Annotated in this window: 23 protein-coding genes; 11 read left to right on the plus strand and 12 right to left on the minus strand. The window is 71.4% G+C overall.

Annotated elements, in window-relative coordinates; genetic code table 11:
- Positions 1–213 precede the first annotated feature (213 nt).
- The 5 genes from ABEB28_RS07195 to ABEB28_RS07215 form a co-directional block, all read right to left on the minus strand.
- On the minus strand, positions 214–1566 hold the full coding sequence (locus ABEB28_RS07195) for an NAD(P)/FAD-dependent oxidoreductase (RefSeq protein WP_345727198.1): 1353 nt from the start codon (positions 1564–1566) through the stop codon (positions 214–216).
- On the minus strand, positions 1566–2801 hold the full coding sequence (locus ABEB28_RS07200) for a 4Fe-4S domain-containing protein (protein WP_345727199.1): 1236 nt from the start codon (positions 2799–2801) through the stop codon (positions 1566–1568). Before ABEB28_RS07200 ends, ABEB28_RS07195 begins: the two co-directional genes overlap by 1 nt.
- A gap of 179 nt (positions 2802–2980) precedes the next feature.
- Positions 2981–4216, minus strand: coding sequence for a DUF1996 domain-containing protein (locus ABEB28_RS07205; protein ID WP_345727200.1), 1236 nt, complete (start codon positions 4214–4216; stop codon positions 2981–2983).
- Positions 4213–4875, minus strand: a complete 663-nt coding sequence (locus tag ABEB28_RS07210; protein ID WP_345727201.1) for a hypothetical protein — start codon at positions 4873–4875, stop codon at positions 4213–4215. Before ABEB28_RS07210 ends, ABEB28_RS07205 begins: the two co-directional genes overlap by 4 nt.
- Entirely contained in the window at positions 4868–5893 is a 1026-nt protein-coding gene (locus ABEB28_RS07215; protein ID WP_345727202.1) for a DUF4142 domain-containing protein, read from the minus strand. The genes ABEB28_RS07210 and ABEB28_RS07215 overlap by 8 nt, the downstream gene beginning before the upstream one ends.
- A gap of 312 nt (positions 5894–6205) precedes the next feature.
- Between ABEB28_RS07215 and ABEB28_RS07220 the strand changes: the two genes are divergently transcribed.
- The 5 genes from ABEB28_RS07220 (at position 6206) to ABEB28_RS07240 (ending at position 10936) form a co-directional block, all read left to right on the plus strand.
- A complete protein-coding gene (locus tag ABEB28_RS07220) occupies positions 6206–6904 on the plus strand; it encodes a hypothetical protein (RefSeq protein ID WP_345727203.1) in 699 nt (232 codons plus the stop codon).
- Positions 6905–7074: 170 nt separating this feature from the next.
- The gene (locus tag ABEB28_RS07225; protein WP_345727204.1) at positions 7075–8352 is read left to right on the plus strand and encodes a CAP domain-containing protein; all 1278 of its coding nucleotides are present in this window, start codon (positions 7075–7077) and stop codon (positions 8350–8352) included.
- Positions 8353–8674: 322 nt separating this feature from the next.
- A complete protein-coding gene (locus ABEB28_RS07230; protein ID WP_376981059.1) occupies positions 8675–9268 on the plus strand; it encodes a sigma-70 family RNA polymerase sigma factor in 594 nt (197 codons plus the stop codon).
- Entirely contained in the window at positions 9265–10137 is an 873-nt protein-coding gene (locus tag ABEB28_RS07235) for a zf-HC2 domain-containing protein (RefSeq protein WP_345727205.1), read from the plus strand. The genes ABEB28_RS07230 and ABEB28_RS07235 overlap by 4 nt, the downstream gene beginning before the upstream one ends.
- Before the next feature lie 235 nt (positions 10138–10372).
- Positions 10373–10936: a hypothetical protein gene (locus ABEB28_RS07240; RefSeq protein ID WP_345727206.1), complete on the plus strand. Its 564-nt coding sequence runs from the start codon at positions 10373–10375 to the stop codon at positions 10934–10936.
- Between the two features lie 225 nt (positions 10937–11161).
- Here the strand turns inward: ABEB28_RS07240 and ABEB28_RS07245 are convergent, their stop codons facing one another.
- Positions 11162–12175 carry a P-type ATPase actuator domain-containing protein gene (locus ABEB28_RS07245; RefSeq protein WP_345727207.1) on the minus strand — a complete coding sequence of 338 codons (1014 nt, stop codon included), beginning with the start codon at positions 12173–12175 and terminating at the stop codon, positions 11162–11164.
- Positions 12176–12421: 246 nt separating this feature from the next.
- Between ABEB28_RS07245 and ABEB28_RS07250 the strand changes: the two genes are divergently transcribed.
- On the plus strand, positions 12422–14941 hold the full coding sequence (locus ABEB28_RS07250; RefSeq protein ID WP_345727208.1) for a DEAD/DEAH box helicase: 2520 nt from the start codon (positions 12422–12424) through the stop codon (positions 14939–14941).
- 126 nt (positions 14942–15067) lie between these two features.
- Here the strand turns inward: ABEB28_RS07250 and ABEB28_RS07255 are convergent, their stop codons facing one another.
- A complete protein-coding gene (locus ABEB28_RS07255) occupies positions 15068–15646 on the minus strand; it encodes a hypothetical protein (protein ID WP_345727209.1) in 579 nt (192 codons plus the stop codon).
- Between the two features lie 56 nt (positions 15647–15702).
- The gene (locus tag ABEB28_RS07260; protein WP_345727210.1) at positions 15703–16872 is read right to left on the minus strand and encodes a CapA family protein; all 1170 of its coding nucleotides are present in this window, start codon (positions 16870–16872) and stop codon (positions 15703–15705) included.
- A gap of 203 nt (positions 16873–17075) precedes the next feature.
- On the opposite strand from ABEB28_RS07260, the gene ABEB28_RS07265 reads away from it, so the two are divergent.
- Positions 17076–19886: a protein kinase domain-containing protein gene (locus ABEB28_RS07265; RefSeq protein WP_345727211.1), complete on the plus strand. Its 2811-nt coding sequence runs from the start codon at positions 17076–17078 to the stop codon at positions 19884–19886.
- Between the two features lie 35 nt (positions 19887–19921).
- A complete protein-coding gene (locus tag ABEB28_RS07270) occupies positions 19922–20056 on the plus strand; it encodes a hypothetical protein (protein WP_345727212.1) in 135 nt (44 codons plus the stop codon).
- Positions 20057–20133: 77 nt separating this feature from the next.
- Here ABEB28_RS07270 and ABEB28_RS07275 read toward each other — a convergent pair whose 3' ends face one another.
- Positions 20134–22125 carry a hypothetical protein gene (locus ABEB28_RS07275; protein ID WP_345727213.1) on the minus strand — a complete coding sequence of 664 codons (1992 nt, stop codon included), beginning with the start codon at positions 22123–22125 and terminating at the stop codon, positions 20134–20136.
- Positions 22126–22352: 227 nt separating this feature from the next.
- Here ABEB28_RS07275 and ABEB28_RS07280 point away from each other — a divergent pair, with 227 nt between their 5' ends.
- The 3 genes from ABEB28_RS07280 (at position 22353) to ABEB28_RS07290 (ending at position 24367) form a co-directional block, all read left to right on the plus strand.
- Positions 22353–23162, plus strand: a complete 810-nt coding sequence (locus ABEB28_RS07280; protein ID WP_345727214.1) for an SAM-dependent methyltransferase — start codon at positions 22353–22355, stop codon at positions 23160–23162.
- Positions 23163–23184: 22 nt separating this feature from the next.
- Positions 23185–23427, plus strand: a complete 243-nt coding sequence (locus ABEB28_RS07285) for a DUF397 domain-containing protein (RefSeq protein ID WP_345727215.1) — start codon at positions 23185–23187, stop codon at positions 23425–23427.
- 88 nt (positions 23428–23515) lie between these two features.
- Complete coding sequence (locus ABEB28_RS07290; RefSeq protein ID WP_345727216.1) at positions 23516–24367, plus strand: helix-turn-helix domain-containing protein; 852 nt, start codon at positions 23516–23518, stop codon at positions 24365–24367.
- A 37-nt stretch (positions 24368–24404) separates the two neighbouring features.
- Here the strand turns inward: ABEB28_RS07290 and ABEB28_RS07295 are convergent, their stop codons facing one another.
- The 3 genes from ABEB28_RS07295 to ABEB28_RS07305 form a co-directional block, all read right to left on the minus strand.
- A complete protein-coding gene (locus ABEB28_RS07295; protein WP_345727217.1) occupies positions 24405–25322 on the minus strand; it encodes an SAM-dependent methyltransferase in 918 nt (305 codons plus the stop codon).
- Positions 25315–25512, minus strand: coding sequence for a hypothetical protein (locus ABEB28_RS07300; RefSeq protein ID WP_345727218.1), 198 nt, complete (start codon positions 25510–25512; stop codon positions 25315–25317). Before ABEB28_RS07300 ends, ABEB28_RS07295 begins: the two co-directional genes overlap by 8 nt.
- A gap of 295 nt (positions 25513–25807) precedes the next feature.
- Positions 25808–26044: a DUF397 domain-containing protein gene (locus tag ABEB28_RS07305; RefSeq protein WP_345727285.1), complete on the minus strand. Its 237-nt coding sequence runs from the start codon at positions 26042–26044 to the stop codon at positions 25808–25810.
- Positions 26045–26157: the final 113 nt, after the last annotated feature.

Consider the following 26157-nt stretch of genomic DNA (forward strand, 5'->3'; position numbering starts at 1 on the left):
TCTCTCCTGGGACACATCGATGGAGCCGCGTACCGGGTGCCCGTTCAGTACGGGCACCACCGATGCGTTTCCCGCCGGCCGCGCCGACCGGTGTTCCCACCGATCGGCGCGCCGACTGACCTTCGCCGACTGTCCTTCGCCGACTGACCTTCGCCGACTGTCCTTCGCCGGCTGTCCTACGCCGGCTGTCCTACGCCGGCCCGGGGCGGTGGGTCAGCCCGTCGCCGCCAGACGACGCCCGTCCCGGGACAGGACTCCGGTCGGCACCTGCACCGGCTGCCGCGGCGCCGAGAGCTCGAAGCGCGGCTTGCTGTAGAGCAGCTCACGCGCGACCGTGACGAACTCGGTCGGGGCGTTCACCGCCACCACACCGACCAGGTCCTTACCTCGGTAGTGGCAGGTCAGCACACCCGTACGGGCGGGCTTGCGGTGCCCCGGCCGCCGGTCGAGCCGACGGACCTCGGTGTCGTTCCCGATGTCACCGCAGACCTGGATCCGCAGGCCCAGCTGCTGCGTCCAGTACCGGGGCAGCAGGATCGCGGACTCGGTGGGCGCGTCGCCGGCGAGCAGCGAACGAGCCGCCGCCTGCCCCTGCTCCAGCGCCGCGATCCACTGGCCGCACCGGCTGTTCTTGCCGTTCATCCAGCGGTTCGGCCACTTCGCCAGCGCCCCGGCCGCGACGACGCCCGGCACGACCGCGCCTTCGTCGTCGAGCACGCGGAGGGCGTCGTCGCAGACCACGCCGTCGGAGATGTCGATGCCGGTGCCGGCGAGCCAGGCGATGTCGGGCTTCTCGCCGGCGGTCATCACGACCATGTCGGCGCGGATCCGGCTGCCGTCGTCGAGGGTCAGCGTCCAGTTGGCGCCGATCCGGTCGGCTGCCTTGACCCGGCGGCCCAGCCGCAGGTCGACGCCGTCCTCGGCGTGCTCGTCGGTCATCAGCTTGGCGGCGACCCCGTCCAGGACGCCGTTCATCAGGACGTCCCGCGGGTGGATCAGCGTGACGTCCTTGCCCATACCGCGGATGCTGCAGGCCAGCTCGCAGCCGGTGAACCCGCCACCGACGATCGCGACGCGGTTCGCGTTACGCAGCCCGCGCCGGATCTCCCAGGCGTCGTTGATGTCGTGGACGATGTGCGGAACCGCCGCGCCCGACCACATGCTGTTGAGCATCGGGCGGGCACCGTTCGCGATCACCAGACCGTCGAACCGGAAACCCTCGCCGGTCTGTGCCCAGACGACCCGCTCGTTCATGTCGCAGGCGATCGCGGTGCGGCCGAGGCGCCAGTCGATCTCCCAGCGCTTGTCGGTGACGCCGATCCGCGCGTCCTTGGGGCGCTGGGCGCCGGTGATCAGGCCCTTGGAGCAGGCCGGCCGGTCGTAGGAACCGCCCGGGTCGGCGCAGAGCAGCTGGATCTGGCCGCGGAAACCGAGTCGCCGCAGCTCCTCACCGGCCGCGGTCCCGGCGGGGCCACCGCCGACGATCACGATCCGGTCTGCTGGTCCCAGGGTCGCCAGCGACCTCTGGGGCGCGAGGCGGGTGATGTTCGCCGCTCGCCTCTGCATCAGGCACCTCCTCGCGGGCGAAGCCCGGTGACGTTGTCGTATCGGTTGGGTTCTGCGCCGATGCCCTTGCGGGGGCGGGCGCCTTCCGGCCGGTTGGGCACCGAGCGCAGCGGCGGCGGGGGCGGTGGTGCCACCGGCTGGCCGTGTCGGCGCCCGGGGCCGCCCGGCGGGAACGGACCGAGCCGTCCGGTCGATCGTGGTGCACCGGGACCACTCTGGACGCCCGCCGGGACCGGGGTCGGGCCGGTCGGGATCGCCGGGCTGGTCGGGATGTTCTGCGGTCCGGTGACCGGGGAGACCGGTGCCAGGTGCGGCACCACGGTCGTCTCCCGGTTGTCGGCGGCGGGGCTGACCGGACCGGCGACCGGTGCGGGGCCCACGCCGACCGGGGCGCCGGTCTCCTGGGCGCCGGGCGGGACCGTCAGGTCGAACGGAACGCCAGGGCCCGTCATCGAGATCGCGCGGGCCGGGCAGATCTTGATCGCCGAGTACACCTGGTCGACCTCGTGCGGTTCGACCGTCGTGCGGTAGGCGAGCCGCCCGTTCCCCTTCAGCTGGAACACCTCGGGCGCCTCGTGCTCGCAGAACCCGAAGCGGGCGCAAGCGTGCGGGTTGACGTTGACCGTCGTGGTGCTGGCCCGCTTGTCCGCGATGTCCATCGCGGCAGCACCGACCTGCTTGCCGAACTTGCCGCTGGTGCTGAACCAGAGACCGATGATGACGAGCCAGCTCGCGACGACCGCCCAGGTCACCCAGCCCTTGACCTCCGAGCCGGCGAAGATCAGGTGGCCGGCGGTCACGGTGTAGGCCATGTACGCGGTGGAGTGGATCATCCGCCAGCGAGCGTGGCCCAGCTTGCGCTGGATCGGGACCGAGAGCGCGATCGCGAGGAACATCTGCAGGCAGAGCGTGCCGAGCCCGACGCCGATCGGCTTCGTCGGGTTCAGGAACGGAATGAACTGGTCGATCCAGCGGACGTAGGTGCCGGGTGCCGCCAGCTGCGCCAGACCGTGCACGATGCCGAGCGCCAAGCCGCCGATCGCGAACGTCATGTGCAGGTTCTTCAGCGACGTGTGCTTGATCCACGGCAACGACCACGAGCGGCCGAGCACGATGCCGATGATGATGCTCAGCCACAGCGCGATCGTCGAGGCGAAGCCCACTGCTGCCGCGACGACGTGTACCGCTGCCGCAGCTGCGGCGTCGTCAGCGGCTGCCGCCAGAGCGGGTTCCATTCACGTCCTCCTCGTTGTCCCAACCGGGATGCTGAGCACTCTGAGCGCCGTAGCCCTCGGACCGACTCCGGCCGACCGGACTGGCGTCCGATCGGCCGGGGCGTCCCGATTCGCTCGGGCGTGCGCACCGTCCTATCCGTGTGACGGGTGTGGTGGCGCGCCGGTTCAGAGGTTTTTTCTCAGCAGCGACGACCCGTGTTGATGCACTGCACCATGCGGTTCATCACGTTCTGCGGGATGAGGTTGAAGAAGTCGTTGTGCGAGCTGCTCGGTTCGTGGGTCGACTCCGGGAAGCTGTCCAGACGGAACGTCGGGCCGGGCTTCACGTTGTAGGTCAACGTGATGACGAGCTTCGGCACGACGACCGGGTTGCTCGCCGGGCAGTTGCCCGCCGCGTCCGGGTAGACGATGTGCGTGCGGTGGTTCGCGCTGTCCGTGTTCTTGCCGTCCCAGCAGCTCGGGAACTCCGAGATGTGGGTGAAGCCACGGCCGTTCGGGCAGAGCGTGTACTTGTCGACCGAGATCCGGTTGGTGAAGCCCTGGCAGGTGAACGCCGACTTCTGGTTCGCGCCACCGTTGACCGGCGCCTTCGCGTCACCGGCAAGGACCCGGATGTTCTGCGGCATCGCGGCCACCTTGGCGCGCGGGTTGCCCTCGAAGCGGATCGTGAACCGCGGCTTCAGCAGCGCACCAGTGTTCAGGTCTTCCTCGAGCTCGCCGGGGAAGCGAGCGGTGGTCTCCTGGGTCACGTCCCGGTACACCGGCCAGAAGTACGCCGACTTGTCGCCCTGGTTGCAGGTGGTGCCGCCGGCCGCGAGGCTCTCGTCGGTGGAGTTCGCGTCGGTGGTGGTGTTGCCGACGTAGTCGTGCACGTGGTGCGCGGCGTTGACGACGCCGGGCGCGGCGATGAAGTTGTCGGAGTTGTGCCGGTCCTGGAGCGTGCAGCGGATGCTGTTGAACGATCCGCGGGAGCCGCTACGGGCGAAGCGCGGGGCCCGGGTCGTCGGGACCTGACGGATGTTGATGTAGTCGGTCTCGTCGATGCCGTTGTCCGGTGCCTCGGTCTCCTCGCCCTCGCCGGGCTCCTCGCTCTGACCGGGGTCGGTGGCCGACGGGTCCGCGCTCGCGGTGTCGGAGGGGTCGGCGCTGGCCGTCTCGCCCGGCTCACCGCTCGTGGTGGCCGACGGGTCCGCGCTGGTCGTCGCCGACGGATCGGCGCTCTGGCTGCCGTTGTTGTGCCCGTGCCGCCCGGACGAGTTGCGCCACCCGTCCCGGCCGTCCCGGTCGCCGCGGAGCCCGGCGGACGCGGTGCCGACCCCGAGGGCAACCACCATCGTCGTGAAGACCGCCATGATGATCAGCGATCGGCGACGGAACTGGTTGGGGGGCCGCTTGTGCCTCTTCGGTCCAGTCATGCGGGTGTTGTCTCCTCGGTTGGGGCGGGCAGGGACGTTCCGCTATGCCCACCAGGTCGGTTCACAGGCCCCTCGTAGGTCTCGCCCTCACTACGCTCCGCAGGCTCGACCGGTTCAGCGCTATCGGCGCTGTACACCAGCCGAAGCGCGCGGGGCGCTCGATGGCGACCGCCGTCACCGCTGCTCAGAGGCGTGCGGCGGGCAGAGTATTCAGGTGCGCCGACGGGCGGCGCGGCGGCGTCCGTGGCCCAGCCGGCGTCGAGCTGGGCCTCGTCCGGCCACGGAGCGTCGTCCGACCACGGCGCGGCTGCAGCCGGCTCGGCCGTGGCGGGCTCCGGCGTGGTGTGCTGCCGGGCCAGGTGCGCGCCGTGGCGGCCGCGGGGGGCGTCCGCCCGCCGGGCCTCGGCGGCGAGCATGCTCGCCGCCCACGCCCCGGCGTCCACGTGCTCGGCGGCCGGTGCGTCGTCGGCGCGGGCGTCGTCGTTCCACGACCCGCCGGTCCAGGCTTCCTCGGTGAGAGCCCGATCGCTGCTGGGCCGCTCGGCCCGGGAGGCCGTCTGCACCCGGGCGACGCCGACCCAGGCGCCGGACGCCCGGGGAATCCGTGACCGGGTTCGCCACGCGCCGGGGTCGGAGAACTCGTTCACGGGGCTACTCACCTCGCCGCACTCGACGGATGCTGACCATGCCGATGAGTGCGGCGGCAGCGAGCATCGCAACGATCAGGACGGTCCGGACGCCGGGCATCTCCTCGGAGGCGTTGGAGCCGTTCGAGGACGCCTGGGAGAGCACCGGGGCGGGCAGATCGTTGAAGGTGACAAGCCCGGTGCTCTCCAGCAGCGTCATGTGCCGCATCACGACGAGGTTCGCGATCTGCGCGTACTGCCGGATGATGGGGTTCCGGGTACCGGTGCGAACCTGGGCGATGACGTTGAAGACCGCGCCGTGGGCGGCGCGCAGCCGGTCGGCGAACAGCCGGTCGTAGTCCGCACCGCTCGCGCGGGACAGCTCTTCCATCCAGCCCAGCTGCGCCTCCGAGGCCGTGCTCGGGAGGATGACGTCGAGATCAGCGGCGAGTTTGCGGACGGAGTCGTCGAGCTTGCGGTGATCGGCGGCGAGCTGCCGGCCGACCGCCTTGACGATCGGGCTCTCCGCCTTCTGCTGGGCCTGCTCACCCGTGGGGATCTCCCACAGGCCGGCCTGCCGGACCTTGATCAGCAGCTGCTTGTCCGCCTCGGTGAGGGGGACCGACCGCGCGGTGGTCAGGTCGGGCAACGGCGGGGACGGCTCCGGGCTGGCGCTGGTGACCACCGCGTCTTCCGGGCTGTCCTGAGTGGTGTCCCGCACCGAGCCGGTGCCTTCACCGGCGTCCGTGCCCTCGCCGGCGTCGGTGCCCTCGCCGGCTTCGGCGCTGTCCGTACCCTCGCTGGACTCCGCAGCGGGCACAGCGGCGAAGTTGCCCTGGTTCGTGCGTAGCGCGGGGTCGTTCACGCCGAGGTCGGCCGCGACCGCGGCGGAGCTGCCGCCGGGCCACCCGCCGAACGCGGTGGCCCCGATCGCGATCGCGCCAGCGGCGATCAGCGCGAGGAAAACCGTGAGTGATTGCCCTGGCAGCGCCTCGGCGACAGTGCTCAGCACCCGCCGGTCGCCCGGAGCCTTGTCTTTCCGACCGGTCATCGACCGCTCCCGAAACGTCGCGAAGAAAGAATCCCGTCCGTCCCGGAAGCTCCATCCGTGCGCGACGGGTGGTGCTAGCGGGACTCGATCAGCGCGACGGCGCGGAAGGAGGGCCAGTTCACCGCTCGGCGATCGTTAAGCCACAGATAACGTTCGGCTGACCCGCGGTTAAAGGCCTGCCGGTGACCCGGAACTTTCTCCGTCGATTCTGAACCGGCTGTCCTGCTCGTCCGTGTTCTCGGTCGCGGCTCACCGGTCGCCACACGATTTCTGACGCCGGACACTCGCCTCCGATACACGGGAGACCAGACCATGAACGCGAGCATCCGCTCGGTCACGACACGCTCCGCCGCGGCGGCCGCCGGCCTGCTCCTGGCGTGCGCGCTGACAGCGTGCGGCTCGACGTACTCGGCCGACCCGCAGAACGCCGCCGCCACCGGCGACCCGGCGACCGCCGCTCCCGCGGCCGAGCCGGTCGAGGCCGCCCCGGCCGCCCCGGATGTCCAGGACTCCGAGGCCGCGGGCGACGCCGGCGCCGCGGACGACGTCGGCAAGAAGCCGACGACGCTGAAGCGGGTCCGGACCCCCAAGATGGGCGACGTCGTCACCGACGAGCGGGGATGGATCCTCTACCGATTCGACAACGACACCGCGAAGCCGCCGAAGTCCAGCTGCAACGGTGACTGCGCCAAGGTGTGGCCGCCGGTGATCGCGGACGACCAGGAGATCGTGGGTCTGGACGCCGCCAAGGTCGGCGAGGTCACCCGGGACGACGGCTCCAAGCAGGTGACGCTCGGCGGCTGGCCGCTCTACTACTACCTGGGCGACAAGAAGCCCGGCGCCTGGACCGGGCAGAACGTCGGCAAGGTCTGGTTCGCGGCCGCGCCGGACGGCACCAAGAACATCACCTGTCTTCCGGAGAACCCGCCGGCACCGCCGAAGCCTCCGGCCGACGCCGAGTCGGACGCCGAGACCGGCGGCGATGCCGGCGACGGTGGCTACACGAACTGATAGGCCACCCCACCACTGTCGGAGTTCGCCCTGGCGGCTCGCACCCGGTGCTGGCGCGGACTCCGGCCCAGCCCACCCGATCGCCGAGTCGACTCGCGGTCGGGTGGGCCGCTGGCTCGGTGACGCCACCACCGGGCTCGGGTCAGGGATAGTCCGAAGGGGATAGCTGAATGGCGCGGAAGAACATGTGGTCGGCCACCGCAGCGGTGGGCGACGCCGAACTCCGGGGTCTGCCGGAGGGGTACGCGCCAGAGCGTGACGGCACGATGGAGCTGCCGAGGGCGCTGCCGCGGCCGTCGTCCAACGTGTACACGGTAGGACGCCTGGGCGGGGCCCACCGGCGCAGTGAGCGCAACCCCAAGGGCGCGAGCCCGAAGGGTTCGCCCCCCACGGGATCCAAGAAGCCCGGCCGGTCGTCCCGGGACCAGGAGCCCGCCGACGAGTGGACGAGCATCTGGCCGGACGAGCAGCCGACGGTCGAGCGCACCTCGCCACTGCCCCGCACCGCGCCGCCGCCACACGCCGCCGCCGATGACCGCTGGACGACCACCGGAGGCCGGATCGGATACGACGTGGGCCCGTCGGCCTACGATGCCGGTCCCTCCGCCTACGACGCGGGCCCGTCGGCGTACGACGCCGGTCCCGCCGCCTACGACGCCAGCCGGCCGACGTCGGGGAGCCGCCCCACCTCGGGCAGCCGCCCCACCTCGGGATCGCGGACCGGCGCCAGCGGCGGCCACGCGGCGGGCAAGCGACGCCGCACCGGCTCCCGGCGCAGCCCGTCCCGCCCGATGCGCTACACCGGCGCGCGCCGCAAGTTCTCCAGCTGGGCGCCGCTCGCGGGCGGCGTCCTGATGCTCGTTCTGGTGCTCGGCGCCACGATGCTCGCCGAGGCCGACCGCTACACCGGCTCCTCCAGCTCGGCGCTGGACAGCAGCGCCCCGGCCAGCCAGCCCGCGGTCGGCACGGATCCGCCCAGCGCACCGTCGGACACCCGCTCGTCGGACCAGGCGAGCCGCAGCGGCGGCGCGGACGCGCCGGCGGCCGAGGCCGTCGCCGCGGCGATCAACAAGGAGCTCGACCTCCTCGGCTGCGGCCGGGTCAAGGTCGACCAGTCCCTCGTCACTGCCGCCAGCGACCACGTGGACGACATGCTGTCGCGGGGATACTTCGACACCGCCTCGCCGGACGGGGGGGATACGCTGACCCGGGCCAAGAGCGCCGGCTACCCGGGGAAGAAAGTGGTGGAGTCGGTGGTCTCCGGCGCGGGTAACCCAGCCGAAGCCGCGCGCGCTGCGTTCCCCGGCCCGGAGTCGGCCGCCGCTCTACCGGCCACCGTCAAGGTGGTCTCCGGTGGCAAGCTGACCTGCGGCTGGACCGCCGTCGGGGCGGAGGCGCGGATGAACAGCAAGAGCGTCGCCTACTGGTCGATCGTGATGGGCCAGTGACCGTACGAGAAAGAGGAGAAGGGTTTCACCCCGGTGGCGGACCGCACTACGTTGTGCGTCCGGCCGACTGGGTTCGTGCCGTTGACCGTCAGTGCCTTCGAAGTCGGGGCTGAAGGAAGTTTTGGTTCGGGCTGAACCGGCTCCGGAAGGCGTGCGTGTGAGAGTTGGGGCTCGTGTGCGACCCGATAAAGGATCACGGTCGGAGGCGTCAGTGCACATAGCTGTTCCCGCTTCGCGGTTACCCGGAGCGGCTGTTCCGCCAGGCCGGACGTTCGGTGGTCCCGACGTCCGGCAACGCACTGCATCCGGACCTCGGGACGGAGTGGGGAGCGGGCCGGGACACGCGCCGCCGGTCAACGGTGTCGCCGGTGCCGAGCGGGCATCCGCGGCCGCCCGACAGCTTCCACCCGCTCAGGGTGAGGAGCTGATTCGCCAGATTTACGTAGAACACGGTCGTGCGCTGCTGGCCTACGCGACCCGGCTCACCGGAGACTCCGCGGCCGCCGAGGACGTGGTCCAGGAGACGCTGGTCCGAGCGTGGAAGCACAGTGAAGCGCTTTCTGACGGATCCCGGTCAGTTCGAGGCTGGCTCCTGACGGTCGCGAGGAACATCGTGACCGACCGGGCACGTGCGCGCCGGGCTCGTCCGACCGAGGTCGCGGAGAACCCCGCGACCCCGCCGATGGAACGGGACCACTCCGACGGGGTGGTCGACACGATGGTGGTGCTCGACGGCTTGGGAGCACTCTCCGCCGAGCACCGGAGGGTACTGATCGAGGTTTATTACCGTGGACGGACGACTGCCGAGGCAGCTGAAGTGCTCGGCGTGCCGGCAGGCACCGTCAAGTCACGGACTTACTACGCGCTGCGCGCTCTCCGCGCGGCGCTCGGAGATGTGGTCGGGGTGACACGATGACCGAGATACGCTGCCGCGAACTCGTCGGCGCCTACGCGGTCGGAGCACTCGAGCCGCCGGAAGCCGCGATGCTCGCCGATCACCTGCTGACCTGCACCCGCTGCCGGCACGAGTTGGACGAGGCCGAGCAGACCGCCGCCGCGCTGGCCGCAGTGCCGCCGGAGGCGTTCATCAACGAGCCCGCCGACCCGAACGACGCACTGTTCATGCGGACGCTGCACGCGATCCGCTTGGAGGCCGCAGCGCCGGCTCAGGCGTCCGCGCCTCCGCCTCCGCAGCTGCGTTCCGTGCGCGGCGCCGAGCGTCCGGCTGGTGAGCGGACGCCGGACGGCGGCTTCCCGGGCTGGTCCGGGCGGACGGCCCGGTCGCACCGCGCCCGTCCGCGGGCGTCCAGCGCCACCCAGCAGCGACGTCACCTCGCCTACGCCGGTGCGGCTGCCGCCGCGGTCCTGGTGCTCGGTGGTGGGGTACTGCTCGGGTCGAACCTGAACGACAAGGACACGACGCGCACCGAGCCGGTGGCCGAGAAGACCATCGCGCCGACCGGTCCCGCGTCGCCGAGCCTCGCGCCGGCGAACAACGTGCTCAGCAGCGACACCACGGTGTCCGGGCCGGTGCTGCGGGTCTCGGCCACCGAGCTGGACGGCGACTACGTGCGGCTGGACATCGAGGCCAGCGAGCTGCCGCCCGGCGTCGAGGTCGAGGTGGTCGGGACGACCGAATTGGGCGAGCCGGTCGTGGGGGACCGCCGTGTCAAGGCTGACGGGTCCGGTGTCATCGACGACTCGGTCGTCGTGCCGCTGGATCAGGTCGTCACCGTGGCACTTCGTACGACGGCCAGTCAGACGCTGGTGACCGCGAAGAAGTAGTCCTGACCCCGCGGCGCCGCCCAGACACCTCCGCATCCGTTCGAGGGTGGGTGGGGGCGTAGGGCTGGAGCCGATGGCCGGGCAGCGGCACTCCTCGGGTTGTGGGGATCGGTGGTTTGTCGCGGCCCCCGTACGGGCCCCGTACCGTTTCGACGGTGCGGGGCCCGACGCGTTTCCGCCCTGTTCACCACCGTTGACGGATGAACCGGGTGCGGCCGGGAGCCGTCTGGGAAGTATGAGCCGACCGCAGTCCGCGTACCCCCAGCAGGCTGGCCGCCGTCCAGCCGACTCCTCTCGTGCCCCCAGTGGCTACCGCGACTATCCGGGGGCCGACGACCGGGACCCGCCCGGCCGGTACCCGGGTTCCGGGTCCGGCGGCCCCGGCGCTCCCCGTCGCTCGAAGCGCACCGTCGTGCTGGCCACCGCGGCCGCTGCGGTGGTCGGTGGTTCGGTCCTGGGCTTGGCCGGCGCCGAGTGGTACACCAGCCGGAACGCCGAGCCGGAAACGGCACCGGTCCGTTCGATGAACGAGATCGCGGACAAGATCGGCTGCAAGCCCGCGGACGTCCACAAGAACAGCGAGTTCCAGCAAGCCGCCTGCGTGATGGGCGACAAGCGGATGACGATCCTGACGTTCATCTCGAACCAGAAGATGTACGACTGGATCAAGGAGGCCGAGGGGTACGGCGGCGCCTACCTGGTCGGCACGCAGTGGCTGGTCACCTCGAGCAAGGCTGAGACGCTCGACCCGCTGGTCGACGAGCTCGGTGGCGAGATCATGCTCGACTCGCACTACTGATACTCGAACAGCAGGGTCGGACATCCCGCGTCGCCGTTCCGGCGGCGCGGGTTCGTGCTTTCGGGGTCCCTACGACTCGAGCTGCTCAGCAGATCCTGCTGCTCAGCGAGGACGGACACCCGGCGCGAAGTGTGGCGAGGCCGGACAGCTGAACGCGCGGGCAACCGCTGCCCGCGTCGCGTCCAGATTGTGCAGTTGAAGCAGTGCAGTGCGGGAGCTGGGCCGTCAGCGGCCGCAGCTGCGGGTCCAGCGACGCGCACTGCGGGCAGCGCGCGCGGGGCGCGCGCCCAGGACCAGCGGACGGGGACTGACGCGGTGGGTCTCGGTGACCGGCTCGACGAGCACCGACGGGGCGGGAGGTGCGCTCGGCACCGGCGCCACCCGCCGAGATGGCGGAGCGGCCGACGGGAGCCAGGGTAAGCCAGCGGGGGCGGCCGACTCGGTGGCGCGTGCGCCGCTGGCGGCGCGGCGGTCGGCGCCAGCGCCCAGGCCACCACGGCGTCCGAGCCGCCCCGGGCGGAGCGCGGCGCGGCCCAGGTTCCCGCGGCCGATCGTGCTGCGGACGGAGGCCGCACGGTTGGCGCTGTGCATCGTCGCCCGACCGAGCACGGTCAGGGAACCGGTGGCGACGACGACCGCGGTGCCGGCGCCGTGCACGATCCGGCTACCGGCGTGGACCATCGAGCGACGGTCGGCGACCGGGGTCCAGCCGTTACCCACCGGGGCGACGCACCGAGACGAGGCGAGCTCGCCACCGGTCAGCGGCTCCTCGTCCACGCGGAGCTCGACGACGTCCAGCAGTCGGGCGTCGGCCGGGATCAGGTCGCCCTGCGCGAGCAGCACGATGTCACCGGGGACCAGGTCGACGGCCGGGACCATCAGCACCCGGTCGGAGCGGAGCACGCGGGCTTGGAACTGCTGCCGCCCGGCCTCGACGTCGGTCAGCGTGTGGTCCGGCGCGGTCCGGCGGCCGCGAACCGCGTCGACCATGGCCTGGACGCCGGTCCACTGGGCCAGCACGACCCACCAGGGCTGCGCGGCGGCGGCGGTGTCGGCGGGGGCGGGATCGACCAGGTTCGGGCCGAGCGCACCACGGCGACGCGCCGCCTCCTCCACGGTCAGCCCGGTCAGCGGGTTGACGTCGAAGCGACGGAGGACCTCTTCGTGCGGATAAGTCCACGGGTGGACCGAAACCGGACCGCGGGTCTCGGCGGGGGCCGGGCTCACAGCTGGGCGCATGGCCGTCTCCTGTCAAAGGTCGGGTTGGGCACTGTCAGCGCTGTCGGTCCGTTACGACGAGGCCTGCGGCGGCTGACCTTAAGTTCGGCTTGTGTGTTCCTGTTGCTAGGACGGCTCGTCGCGGGGGATGGTTCAACACCGGTCCGGCGAGGTTGACGATGTTGTGGGAGGGGCTTTTGTGACGGATGTGCCAGGGGTGCCCCCGAGATGGCCATCCCCGCGCCGACCGGGCACGATAGGCCTGCGATGACGCTCACCGACCTGCTGCCCGCCGACACTGTGCCCGCTGGGCCCGACGCGATTTTTGACGCGTTCGCCACCTGGGCGGAGAAGCAGGGCCTCACCCTGTATCCGCATCAGGAGGAGGCGCTGATCGAGATCGTCTCCGGCGCGAACGTGATCCTGTCCACCCCGACCGGCTCCGGAAAGAGCATGGTCGCGGCCGGTGCCCACTTCGCCGCGCTGGCGGGTGGGCGGCGCACGTTCTACACCGCGCCGATCAAGGCGCTGGTGTCGGAGAAGTTCTTCGCGCTCTGCGAGATGTTCGGTCCGGAGCAGATCGGCATGATGACCGGCGACGCCGCGGTGAACGCGGACGCGCCGATCATCTGCTGCACGGCCGAGATCCTCGCGAACATCGCGCTCCGCGACGGCGCCAGCGCCGACGTCGGCCAGGTCGTGATGGACGAGTTCCACTTCTACGCCGAGCCGGACCGCGGCTGGGCGTGGCAGGTGCCGCTGATCGAGCTACCGCACGCCCAGTTCCTGCTGATGTCCGCGACGCTCGGCGACGTCACACGGTTCGTGGACGACCTGACCCGCCGGACCGGACGGTCCACGGCGGTGGTCAGCTCGGCGGAGCGCCCGGTGCCGCTGTTCTACGAGTACGTCACCACGCCGCTGCACGAGACCCTGACAGAGCTGTTGGAGACTCGGCAGGCGCCGATCTACGTCGTGCACTTCACCCAGGCCGCGGCGCTGGAGCGGGCCCAGGCCCTGATGAGCATCAACGTCTGCACGCGGGCGGAGAAGGACGCGATCGCTTCGGCGATCGGCAACTTCCGCTTCAGCACCGGGTTCGGCAAGACGCTGTCCCGGCTGGTCAGGCACGGGATCGGCGTCCACCACGCGGGGATGCTGCCGAAGTACCGGCGGCTGGTGGAGACGCTCGCGCAGGCCGGGCTGCTCAAGGTGATCTGCGGAACCGACACGCTCGGCGTCGGGATCAACGTCCCGATCCGCACCGTGCTCTTCACCGGGCTGTCCAAGTACGACGGGGTTAAGGTCCGGCTGCTCAAGGCACGCGAGTTCCACCAGATCGCCGGGCGCGCCGGGCGCGCCGGGTACGACACGGTCGGCACGGTCGTCGTCCAGGCGCCCGAGCACGTCGTGGAGAACGAGCGCGCGCTGGCGAAGGCCGGCGACGATCCGAAGAAGCGGCGCAAGGTCGTGAAGAAGAAGCCGCCGGAGGGTTCGGTCGGCTGGGGCAAGCCGACGTACGAGCGGCTGATCTCCGCGGAGCCCGAGCCGTTGACGTCGTCGTTCACGGTGTCGCACGCGATGCTGCTCAACGTCATCGGCCGGCCGGGTGACGCGTTCGCCGCGATGCGTCACCTGCTGACCGACAACCACGAGGACCGCACCGCGCAGCGCAAGCACATCCGGCGCGCGATCGCGATCTACCGCGCGCTGCTGGCCGGCGGCGTCGTCGAGAAACTGCCCGAGCCGGACGAGGAGGGCCGGCGGGTCCGGCTCACCGTCGATCTGCAGCTGGACTTCGCGCTCAACCAGCCGCTCTCGCCGCTGGCGCTGGCCGCGATCGAGTTGCTCGACCGCGAGTCGCCGAGCTATGCGCTGGACGTGCTGTCGGTGATCGAGTCGACGCTCGACGACCCGCGGCAGGTGCTCTCCGCGCAGCAGTTCAAGGCGCGGGGCGAGGCGGTCGCGCAGATGAAGGCCGACGGGCTGGAGTACGACGCCCGGATGGACGCGTTGGAAGAGGTCACCTACCCCAAGCCGCTTCTCGAGCTGCTGGAGGCGGCGTACCAGACCTACCGGCGGGGACACCCGTGGGTGGCCGACCACGAGCTGTCGCCGAAGTCCGTCGTGCGCGACATGTACGAGCGTGCGATGACGTTCACCGAGTACATCTCGTTCTACTCGCTGGCGCGGTCGGAAGGCCTGGTGCTTCGGTATCTGGCCGACGCCTACCGCGCGATGCGGCAGACCGTGCCGGAAGAGGCCCGCACCGAGGACCTGTCCGACCTGATCGAGTGGCTGGGTGAGCTGGTCCGCCAGGTCGACTCCAGCCTGATCGACGAGTGGGAGCGGCTGACCAATCCGCAGGATCCGGCCGTGGAGGTGGTGCCGATCGACGAGCGGCCGCCCGCCGTCACCCGGAACACCCGGGCGTTCCGGGTGCTGGTGCGCAACGCGCTGTTCCGGCGCGTCGAGCTGGCTGCGATCCGGCAGTACTGGCAGCTCGGCGAGCTGGACGGGGACTCCGGCTGGGACGCCGAGGCGTGGGAAGCGGCGCTGACGCCGTACTTCGAGGAGTACGACTCGATGGGCACCGGGCCGGACGCGCGCGGGCCCGCGCTGCTGAGCATCGACGCCGAGCCGGGGCGGTGGCTGGTTCGGCAGACGTTCGACGACCCGGCCGGTGACCGGGACTGGGGGATCTCGGCGACCGTCAACCTCGACGCGTCCGACGAAGCGGGCGTGGCCGTCGTCGAAATCACCGACGTAGGCCCCCTCACGGGCTGACCCCGGGTACGCGGGCCGTAGCCCGGGGCGCGCGCCGTTGCGGGGGCGGTTTTCCCGAAAGGCCGCCTCTGCGGCGCGGCTGAGAGGTGGTCTTCCCGAAAATTCGCCGCGCCGCCGCGGCGTTCGCTACCCGGCCGGCAGGAGTACGGCGAAGAGGCAGCGGAACGCGGTCACGCCGGCGAGACGGCCGCCGCGCAGCTCGTCGACGCGGAGCCCGGCCACCCGCCCGCCGGCCGGGTTGTAGATGAGCACACGGTCGTCCCGGTGCGCGACGACCAGCAGATAGTGGGCCGGGTAGAGGTTCCCGACCAGCAGCGGCACGGGGCGGCCGGCGTCGACCGCTGCGAGCACCCGGTCGACCGTCCGTGCGCGGGCCCGGCGGCCGGTACGGATGGTCCAGCGGACGACGTAACGGTCGCCGGTCTCCTCGGCCAGCCCGCGCCGTACACCCCACGGAGTCGTGCCGAGCGCCCGCGGCCAGACCGTGTTCGTCCGGTGCCGCACCCGCAGCTGCTCGGTGACCAGGCGCTGCCCGAACGCCTCGGGACCACCGCCGGAGGTGAGTTCCCGCGCGTACTCCGGATCGGCCAGCACCCGGGCCAGCAGAATCGCGGTGGTGCCGCAGGTGGTGCCGTCCGTCTGCGCGAACGGCCGTCCGGCGTAGGTGACCGGACCCACCCGCAGCGGGTCGAACCACGCGTCCACGGCCGGCACCTCCTCGTCCTCGTTCGCCCGCCGTCGTCCCCGCGGCGTGGCCCGGCTCAGCCGGCCGGTGGCGACAGCGTGCCTCCCGGTCCGAGCCGGACGGCCGTCTGGCCGAAGTCGGCGGCCGACACTCGCCGGACCAGCGTCAACGCCCTGCGCTCCGGGTCGCGGGCGGGCAGCCCGCCGCGCACCAGACGGGTGCTGACCAGCGTCCCGCCCACCCAGCTGCCGTCCGCGCGCAGCTCGACCCGCACCACCCCGCCGACGCCGAGCGGACCGGCGGTCGACAGCGTCCGGTACCCGGCGAAGTTCCCGGTGCTGTACGCGATCAACCGGCCCCGGTAGAACTCCATGCCGCGCAGGACGTGCGGGCCGTGGCCGACGACCAGGTCCGCTCCGGCGTCCACCACCGCGTGGGCGAACCGGATCGGGTCGCCGCGCTGTTCGTCGAGGAACGTCTCCGGACCGGGCCGCACGTGGGTCCGGTCGGAGCCTTCCGCGCCGATGTGCATGTTCACCACGACGACGTCGGCCCCCACCGCCGCGCGCCGCACCAGCGCGGCGGCGGCCCGGACGTCGAGCACGCTGTTGGTCCAGCCGTAGGGGGAGAACCCGAGCACCGCGACCCGGACGCCGTTCGCCGAGACCCGAGTGATCTGGCCGGCGAAGCCGGTGTGTGCGACACCATGACGGCGCAGCGCGGCGGTGGTGTCGTGGAGGCCGCCGGTGCCGTAGTCGCGGGCGTGGTTGTTGGCGACGTTCAGCACGGTGAACCCGGCGTCCGCGAGCCAGCGGGCGTAACCGGGCGGTACCCGGAACGCGAAGCAGCGGTTCGGCGGCTCGCTCGGCTTCGCCGTGGTCTTCGACGACGAGGAGGACGACGGCCGCGCGCACTTCGCCGAGTACGTCCGGTCGGTGAGCGGGGACTCCAGATTGCCGGTCACGACGTCGCCGGTCAGTACCGGGCGGACGTCGTCGAAGAAGGTACGGCCGCCGTCCGGCGGCAGCTTCGGCGTCGAGCCGAGGATGACGTCGCCCACCGCGGCGACCCGGACCGTCGGCTCCGGTGGCGCGGTGGACGCGGCGGGAGCGGCCAGCCGAAGGAACGTCCCGTCGTCGGTGCCGCTCGGGCCGGACGTCGTGACGCCGGCGGCCACGCCGAGTAGCGCGACGGCGACGCTGAGAGCGCCGATCGCGATCCACCGGCCCCGGACCCCGGTCTTCACAGCCGGAACAATAGGGAACGTCGGCTAGTCTGCCCGGGACTTCGCCGAGGTCAGCGCGTCCCAGTAGGGTCTCGGTCGCCCGCCCTGTCGGCAACCCGTCTCGGACCGATCGGCGCCGGACCGCGGGCTATACACTCCAGCGGCGGACGACTGGGCGGACGCCTGAGTGAACGGATCGAGCGGGGAAGGGGAGCGCAGCCACGATGAGCGGCTGGTCGAGCGACCCCGGCCGGACGCCGTCCGGCGGGCACAGCAGCGGCACCGAGGGCGGCCCGACGCTCACCGAACCCCAGCTGGTCGTCGGCCGGGCGGTGCGGTTACCGGTCGGCACCGGGCCGGACGTCCGGATCCTGCTGCGCGAGCGCATCTCGAAGAACACCGGTCAGGCCACCGTGTTCATCGCCGAGTTGCTCGATCCGCTGGCCGAGGCCGGTGAGCCCGGTGACCCGGTCGCGGTCCGGGTCGTGCTGGAGCGGCGGGGGCGGCCGGATGTCCTGCAGCGCATGCGCCGCGAGCAGCGGTACGCGACCGCGCTACGGCACCCGTTCCTGCTGCCGGTGTTCGCGCAAGCCGAGATGCCGGAGTTCCGGCGCGAGTTCGACGGCGTCTGCCTCGCGCTCGTCCAGGTCATGCCCCTGTGCGAGCTGGAGGACCTGGAGGACCAGGTCGTCAAGGCCAATCCGCCGCGGCTGACCGCGGACCAGCTCCTCTTCGACCTGGTCGGTATCGCGGACGCACTGCACCATCTGCACACGCCGACCGGCCAGCGCGGCGTCCTGGTGCACCGGGACGTCAAGCCGGCGAACATCCTGCGCTGGGACCGCCGCAGCGTCCTCGGTGACCTCGGGACCCTCCGCGACCCGCAGACCGGGAACCCGACCGGCGGTGTCGGGACCATCCCGTACATGCCGCCGGACGAGGGCACCAGCCCGACCCCGGCCTGGGACATGTTCAGCTTCGGTGTGGTGCTGGCCGAGCTGCTCACCGCGCGGCGTCCGCACGACGTCGCGGAGAAGACACCGCTGGCCTACCTGCAGGCGCACCTGCGGCACAGCCTCCGTCCGGACCTGGACGAGCTGCTGGCGGCCGAGGTCGGGCCGGAGCGCGGCCGGGTGGTCGCGAGCTTGGTGCGGCGCTGCACCGACCCCGAACCTCAGGGCCGCCCGACCGCGGCTGCGGCACGGGACGAACTGCTGCCGCTGCTGGTGCCCGAGGAGCAGCTCCGGCTGCACGAGCTGGTGGCGTTCGACACCGTTCCGGCGCTCGACGTCATCGCGGTGTCAGCGCTCGGGCTCTACGGCGATCAGCACCCGGTCACCCGGTCGGCGGCCGAGCGGCTGGCCGCGACGCTGGTGGCGTCCGCGGCCGGGCTGATGGAGGAGGGCAGGCCGACCACGGCCAAGGACTACCTGGAGCGGGCGCGGCGGATCCAGGCGGCGCTCGCCGAGGGCGGGCCGACGCCGATCGAGCAGTCGACCGACGAGCCGACCCGGGCCCAGCACTGGGCCCGGACCCACCCGGCTCCCGCGGTGCTCTCCGCCCCGCCGGCGGCGCCTGGCCCGTCGGCCGCGTCGGTCTCCGGTGCGGCGGGCACGTTTCCGGTCTCGGGGACGCCGGTCTCCGGCTCCTACCCCGTCTCCGGTCACCCCGTCTCGGGGCACCCGGTGTCGGGGCACCCGGTGTCGGGGCACCCGGTGTCGGGGCATCCGGTGTCGGGGCACCCGGTGTCGGGGCATCCGGTGTCGGGTCACCCGGTGTCGGGTCACCCGGTGTCGGGTCACCCGGTGTCGGGTCACCCGATCTCGGGCAGCCCGCACTCGCCTGTCACGCCCTGGCAGAGCAACCCACCGGGTGGCCCGTTCGTCTACGGCGCGCCCTATCCGCCCGCGGGGAGCGGCGCGGTTGCACCGGCCCCGCCGAGCGCGTCACCCGCCCGGCGGCGTCGGCCGCTGATCGCCGCCCTGGCGGTGGCCGTCGTCCTCGCGGTGGTCGGTGCCGGCGTGTTCTGGCTCCGCGGCATCGGGGGCGGAACGTCCGGCGAGGACTCCGCCACGCCGCGCGTCACCGCGACGCCGCTCGCGATCGGCCCGTCGCCGGCGATCCAGCACAAGTTCTCCGGGCACACCCAGTGGATCAACGCGGTGGCGTTCAGCCCGGACGGTCGGAAGATCGCGTCCGGCAGCGGCGACAGCACGGTGCGGCTCTGGGACGTCGAGTTCCGTAGCCAGATCGGCGACCCGCTCAAGGGCCACACCGGCACCGTCTACCGAGTTCGGTTCAGTGTCAACGACCTCCTCGCCTCGGTCGGCGGCGACGGCGCGGTCCGGCTGTGGAACGCCGACACCGGCACCAAGGTCGGCGTGCTCACCGGCCACGCCGGCGACGCCTACGGGCTCGCGTTCTCCCCGGACGGGATGGTGCTCGCGTCGTCCGGCGGCGACCGCACCGTGCGGCTCTGGGACGTGGCGAAGCAGAAGGAGATCGCGGTGCTCAGGGGGCACACCGACGAGGTCTACAGCGTCGCGTTCTCCCCGGACGGCAGGACGCTGGCCACCGGTGGCGCCGACGACACGATCCGGCTCTGGGACGTCGAGACGCGCAAGCAGATCGGTGACCCGCTGCAGGCGACGCCCGGTGACATCGACTCGGTCGCGTTCAGCCCGGACGGGCGGCTGGTGGCCGGTGGGGGCTCCGACAAGGTCGTGCGGCTCTGGGACACCGAGACCCGGGCTCTCCGCGACGGTCCGTCGGCGCTGCGCGGCCACACCGACAACATCTACAGCCTGGCGTTCAGCCCTGACGGTCGGACGCTCGCCACCGCCAGCATCGACGACACCACCCGGCTCTGGGACGTCGCGTCGGGCAAGCAGATCGGGAAGCCGCTGAAGGCCGGCGGCGACGTGGACGCGGTGGCGTTCAGCCCGGACGGTCGGACGCTCGTCGACGGCGGCGACGAGAAGGTCGTCCGCCTCTGGGATCTCGACGCCCGGCCGGTGCCGACGCCCAGCAACTGACCTCGCCGGGTGCCCTCGGGTGCCACAGTGGGTCGGTGAACTGGTCGCCGTCGGGTGGAACGTCGTGGTTGGAAGGCCTGTCGGCGTTCGCCGTACTCGCGTTCTTCGTCGCGAGCTGGGTCCGGTCGCGGCGGCGCCGCCGCCGGAACGACAACCGAGCGCCGGACTGACCCCGGCGACGCGCGGCCGATCGCGCGGGGCCGCGGCGAGGGCGGGCCGTCGACGCGGCCCGCCCCACCCGAGCGACTCAGCGTTGCGCGGAGAGTCCCCACTCGGTGTTCGCCGCCGTGTCCTGCGAGCCGAGGAAGCCCTCGCTCGGATTGAACACGTCCTCGCCGAAGTCGACGTCCAGGTCGTCGTCCGTGCCGCCGTGCCCGTCCTCGCCGACCCCCCAGAGCATCGCGAAGTTCCCGCCCTGGTCCATCAGGTCCGAGGTCTCGTCGAACGCCGCGGTGTGCCAGCTGCCGAAGAAGTGCCCGGCCTCGTGGGCGACCGCGTTACCCACGGCCTGACCGACGAACCGCACCCGGTCGCTCTTCGACGTCAAGTACGCCACCAGTGACGGGTTCGCGGTGTTCCGCGCGCCGCCGGGGTTCGACAGATCGTCGAGCAGGACGAGCGCCGACTCCTCGGTGTCGAAGTTGCCGGGGTCGACCGACTGCGAGATACCGACGGTGGACAGGCCGGACTCGTCCGCGGTGCCCCCGATGACCACCCTGCTGACGTTCGGCTGGCCCCAGGAGTCGCGGTTGTCACGGCTGTTCAGCACTCGGATCGCGACCCGATCCCCGAAGTCGTGTTCCAGGTTCTCCCGCACGGTCCGGACGACCGCGTCGAGCGCGGCGTTCTCCTCCTCGCTGCGCAGGCCCCAGCGGCCGAGGAACGCGCGGAACGGGGAGAGCGTCCGCACCCCGGTACCGCCCCAGATGCGGGTGTTGACCTGGGCTCCGTCGAAGTCGAGGAAGATCGTCTGGACCGTGCTGGCCCCGCGCTCCTCCGGCCCCGGTCGGTAGACCTGCAGGGTCAGGTCGTAGCGTCCGGCGCCGCTGCTGATCGCGATCGTGTGCGGGCCGGCGGCGTCGGCGACGTGCGCGAGCACCGCGTTGCCCCCGCCGGGCAGCGGCGAGGTCGGCGGGTAGATCCCCGACTGGTCCTGCCGGGAGGTGAGCCGGAGGTGGTGTTCGGGATCACGGACCGACAGCTCGCGCCCCGACCCGGTGATCGACGCGCCGAGGACGTCGCCCGGCCGGAGGTCGAGCTGGTAGAAGTCGACGTCGTCGGCGTCGAGGCCGAACGTGATCGAGTACGCGCCCTCGGAGCCCACGCCGCGTCCGCTGCCGGAGTCGAACGGGTCTTCCGGGACGGCGGAGTCGTACGCACCGACCGAGATGAAGTACTCGCCGTCGGCCGGGATGTTCACCGCGAGGCGGCTGTCGAGCGTCTCGCCGTCGTCGTCGTTGAGCGCGATCGCCTTACCGGCCTTGTTCCAGAGGACGACCACCGAGTCGAGCTTCGCCACCGTGGCATCGTTCGTGCTCGGCGTGTCCAGGTCGACGAGCAGCCGTTGACCGGCCCTGGCGGTGGTGATCCGGTAGAAGTCGAAGTCGCCCTTCTTGTCCCCGGCCGAACCGTGCGGGCCGTCACCGATCCGCCCGGTGGTGATCCGGCGGGTCTGCGGGCCGGGCAGCACCACGAGCGCGGCCTTGCCGATCGATCCGTTGTCCTCGGCCGGCGGGTCGAACTGGACCGCGGCCGGACCTTCGGCGAGGGTGCCGACCACCCGGGCCGACGGCACCCGCCCGTCGGCCGTCCCGAACCGCTCGAGCTGCTCGGCCGTTCCGATCCGGTCGTTGCCGCCGAGGGTGCGGGCCGGCTCTTGCTCGTCGACGAACACCGGTTCGACGCCCTGCACCGCGATCGCCCGCGGGTCAGCGGGGCGGGAGTTCTTCAGCCCGGCCGCTCGGCGCTTGCCGTCGGCAGCCAGCTTGCCCCGCCAGTAGGACCAGTCGACCTTCTGGGGCTCCGGCACCAACCCGAGGTACGGGTTCGCGCCGCGGCCCGGATGTTCTCCGTGCGCGTTCTTGGCTACCTGCGGCAGGCCCAGCTGTTGGGCGGCGTTCGGCTCCGGTGGGCCCGACGGGGAGTCCGCACCCGATGCGGCCGTCGGCCCGCTCAAGAGCAGCGATCCGGCCAGTGCACCCGCGGTGCCGAGGGCAGCCCAAATCCGACGATGTCTCATGTCCCGGTTCCCCGTTTCCCGTTCGTATGCGCCCGGTGCACACACCGCGGCACAGGCTCGAACAAAGGGAACATAACGTATTAATCGTTCATAATGACTCGTTACCCCCCTGGTGGCGGTCGGTCGAGCTGTGATCGACGCAGGAGCCGTGAGCGGGGTGTGACCTGCCCCACTCAGGTGGCAGACTGCAGCCGACGACCAGCCCTCTCTGTCCTGTGGAGACGTCGATGAACGAGGCAACGGCGCCCGATCGTCCCTTCGCGGCCGGGATGTACGACTACTTACTCGGCGGAACAGCGAACACCGCCGTCGATCGGGCGACGGTCGAACAGATGATCAAGGTCCTCCCCGAGATGCGGGAGGGAGCCTGGGCGAATCGCGGTTTCCTTCAGCGCGCGGTTGCCCGGATGGCGGGCGAGTGGGGCATCAACCAGTTCCTCGATCTCGGAGCCGGGTTACCGACCCAGCGACACACCCACGAGGTGGTGCGTGAGCTGCGCCCGGACGGCCGGGTCGTCTACGTCGACATCGACCCCAGGGTGATCGAGCGCGGGACGAAGCTTCTCGCCGACGAGTCCGGCGCGGCGGTCTTCCAGGCGGACATCCGGGACGCCGAGCGGGTACTGGCCGCTCCGGAGACCCGTGCGCTGATCGACTTCGACCGGCCGGTCGGGCTTCTCATGGTGGCCGTCACCCACTTCCTCAAGGACGAGGACGATCCCTGGGATCTCGTGCGGCGTTACGTCGACGCGGTTCCGTCCGGCTCCTACCTCGCGATCTCCGCACCGACCGCCGACAAGCAAGCGGCCCGCATCCGGGATGCGATGCTGGCCGGCCTCGCGAAGACACCGACGCCGGCCGTCGAGCGGAGCATGGAAGAGTTCAGCCGGTTCCTGGACGGTCTGGAGATCGTTCCGCCCTATTCCGGTGCGGATCCGGTCGTCGCGCACATCGGACAGTGGGGCGCGGAGGACCCGGTCGAGGCCGACGACGACGGATCACGGTGGTGGTACGCGGCTGTTGCGCGCAAGCCCTGAAACGAGCGCTAGCCTGAAGCATGTGTCCGTACCTCGAAAGCCGACCGTCCAGGAGTTGCGTATCGACGTCGCTGCGCAGAGCTGGCAGCGTTCGGGCTCCGGGCGGGGATCGATAGAGGTCGCGTTCGCCGACGCCATCGGCGAACAGTGGGTGTTGATGCGGGTCGCCGGGGACCCGGAGGAGCGAGTGCTGGTCTACGACCGGTTCGAGTGGGAGTGCTTCGTCGACGGAGTACGCAACGGTGAGTTCGACGACGCGATCTGACGGTTCCGGGGCGGCATCGGCTCCGCCTCCACGAGTGACACGGTAGTACCCCCGGTGAGCGAGCGATGCTGACCTGTGGAGGAGCGGAGTGACCACGTACGGCGCGACCGTCGCGAAGCGACGTCTGGCGCGCCGACTGGTCGAACTGCGGGTGGAGAACGGTTACACCGCCAACCAGGTCTGCGACAAGCTGAACTGGGGCCGCGGGAAGGTGGGCCGGTTCGAGGCGAACGTCTGGAAGCGGCCGGAGATGAGCGACGTCCGCGACCTCCTGCGGATCTACGGCGTACCGGACGCCGAGCGCGAGGAGCTCGAGGGCCTCGCGATGCTCGCCCGGGGCCGCGCGTGGTGGCGTGAGTACGGTGACGTGTTCGAGGACGGCGAGTACGCGGGCTTCGAGTCGGACGCCGAACGCATCTCCGTCTACATGCCCCTGATCCTTCCCGGCCTGCTCCAGATCTCGGCGTACACCGAGGCGCACATGCACGTGGGAACGAAGTCGGCGCAGTGGCGGGCCCGCGCGCTGGAGGCGCGCCAGCGGCGTCAGCAAGTGCTCGAGCCGAACGAAGACGGACCCGGCGTCGAGCTGGTCGCGGTGCTCACCGAGGCGTCGCTGCTCTACCGCTGGGGTACCCGCGACCAGCGGCGCGCCCAGATCGCCCACCTGGTGGCGATGAGCCAGCGGCCGAACGTCGAGCTGCGGTTGCTGCGGTTCGCCGACGGACCGCACCCCGGGATGAGCAGCCTGATCAGCATCTTCGACTTCCCCGGTGACGAGCCGGGCATCGCCTTCCTGGAGAACGACGCCGCGGTGCAGCAGATCGATTCGGTCCCCGAGGTCGACGTCTACAAGAAGATTTTCGCGGACATCCGCTCCGCCGCACTGGAGCCGGCCGCGACGACGTCGTACCTCACACGGCTCGGCGACACGCTGGACTGACGTCCGGCAGGGCCTCGCGCTGGCGGACGGAGCAGGCTCAGCGGAGGTGGGCGACCGCCGCGAGCATGCCGGCGAGCGGCTGTCCGGCCGACTCCGGACCCGACGACGCGGGGTGCCAGCGGTCGACCGGGACCAGGCCGGGGCTGACCAGGCGGAGGTCGCCGATCGCCCGGCGCAGTTCGCTCTCGCTGCGCAGGGTGAGCGGCGTCAGCGTGCAGTCGTAGATCAGCCGGACGATCGTCGTCTGATCTGGCGCCGTCGGCCGGTACGTTTCCTGCGTGCGCGTCCGGCCCACGGGGGCGGGGGAGACGGGGGAGGGCAGTGTCGGCGCGTCCGCGGATATCGGTGCGGCCGCCGTCGCGTGGGAGAACGCGAACAGGCTCCCCGGCGCCGCCGTTCGCCGTAGCGGCCCCAGGACGCGGTGCAGCTCGCCCGGCACGAAGTGCAGGACGGCGAGGCAGAGGATCGCCACCGGCCGGTCGAAGTCGAGGAGCCGGCGCGTGACCGGGTGCTCCAGGACGCCGACCAGGTCACGAAGATCGGCGTGCAGGGCGCCGACCCGGTCGGTCAGGCCGGACGCGCGGACGGTCGTCTGGACCTGAGTGACCACCCCGGGATCGATGTCCACCGAGACGACGCGGCACTCCGAATCCAGGGCCAGCGCGACGTCGGGCAGCCCGTCCGCTGACGCGAAGCCCGAGCCGAGGTCGAGGAATTGGGTGACGCCGTGGCGTACCGCGTACTCGACCACCCGGCGAAGGAACGCGCGGTTCTGCCGGGCCACCTCCGCGACGTGCGGCACCGCATCGAGCAGCGCGTCGGCGGCCTCCCGGTCGGCGGCGAGGTGGTTGGAGCCGCCCAGGTAGTAGTCGTACATCCGGGCTGCGCTCGGGCGGAAGCTGTCGACCTCGGTCGGCGTCCGTGGGTGCAGATCACGAAGAGCGGAATCAGGCATGGCGGTTCGCCTCGCTGTGGGTCCACCGATGGTGCGGCCAACTCGGACGCTCGCCGCAGGCGGTGCAGTTCACGGCGCCGCCGCAGCGCGGGCACCACGCGTTGATGCTGCGCAGGTACCAGCCGGACGCCACGCCAGCGAGCAGACCCGCCAGTGCGACCAGGACGAGGAGGACAGCCAGCCCACTCACCTCCTTCAGACGCGCGACTCCGGATCTGTGAAACACAGATTATGAAGCTCTGCTCGTTGGGGCAACACCCTGCCGAGACATCGCCGAGAATTTGTGTCGCTATTACCCCCAGGCGGGAGCGAGCGTGTTTCGCGGCGCGAATTGCCGCAGACCGCGGCAGATCGCTGCTTATTCGGCCCCGATCAACCGATCGAATGCCGAGATCGATCGTGCGCGTGAATTCAACGAGAAAATGCACGCGGCGACACCGAATCAACAGTGCCGCCGCGCTCGTGAAGAGAAAGTGCTCAACCGGTCAGAGGTCGTACCGGCCCGCTTTCACGTCGTCCAGGAACGCGGCGAACGCGCTGCGGCTGACGACGTGAGCGCCCCCCTCGGGCCGCTTGCTGTCGCGTACTGCCGCCACTTCGGGCAGGTTGGGGGCCACTTCGACGCAGCCCGTGTTGGCGCCGGTGCTTCTTTTGGCTTTCCGCCAGTGTGCGTCGGACAGGTCGGTCACTCGATCGTTCCGCTGGTGCTGTTTGCCGCTCATGAACGTCACCGCGCCTTCCTTCTTGACACGTATCACAATCCACCATACGCCTGTTCAATCTGTGATTCACAGGCGCGTGCGCAAATAGCTATCTAGTGTGAATTGACAGCCGA

The sequence above is a fragment of the Cryptosporangium minutisporangium genome (assembly GCF_039536245.1).
GTDB classification, from domain to species: Bacteria; Actinomycetota; Actinomycetes; order Mycobacteriales; family Cryptosporangiaceae; genus Cryptosporangium; species Cryptosporangium minutisporangium.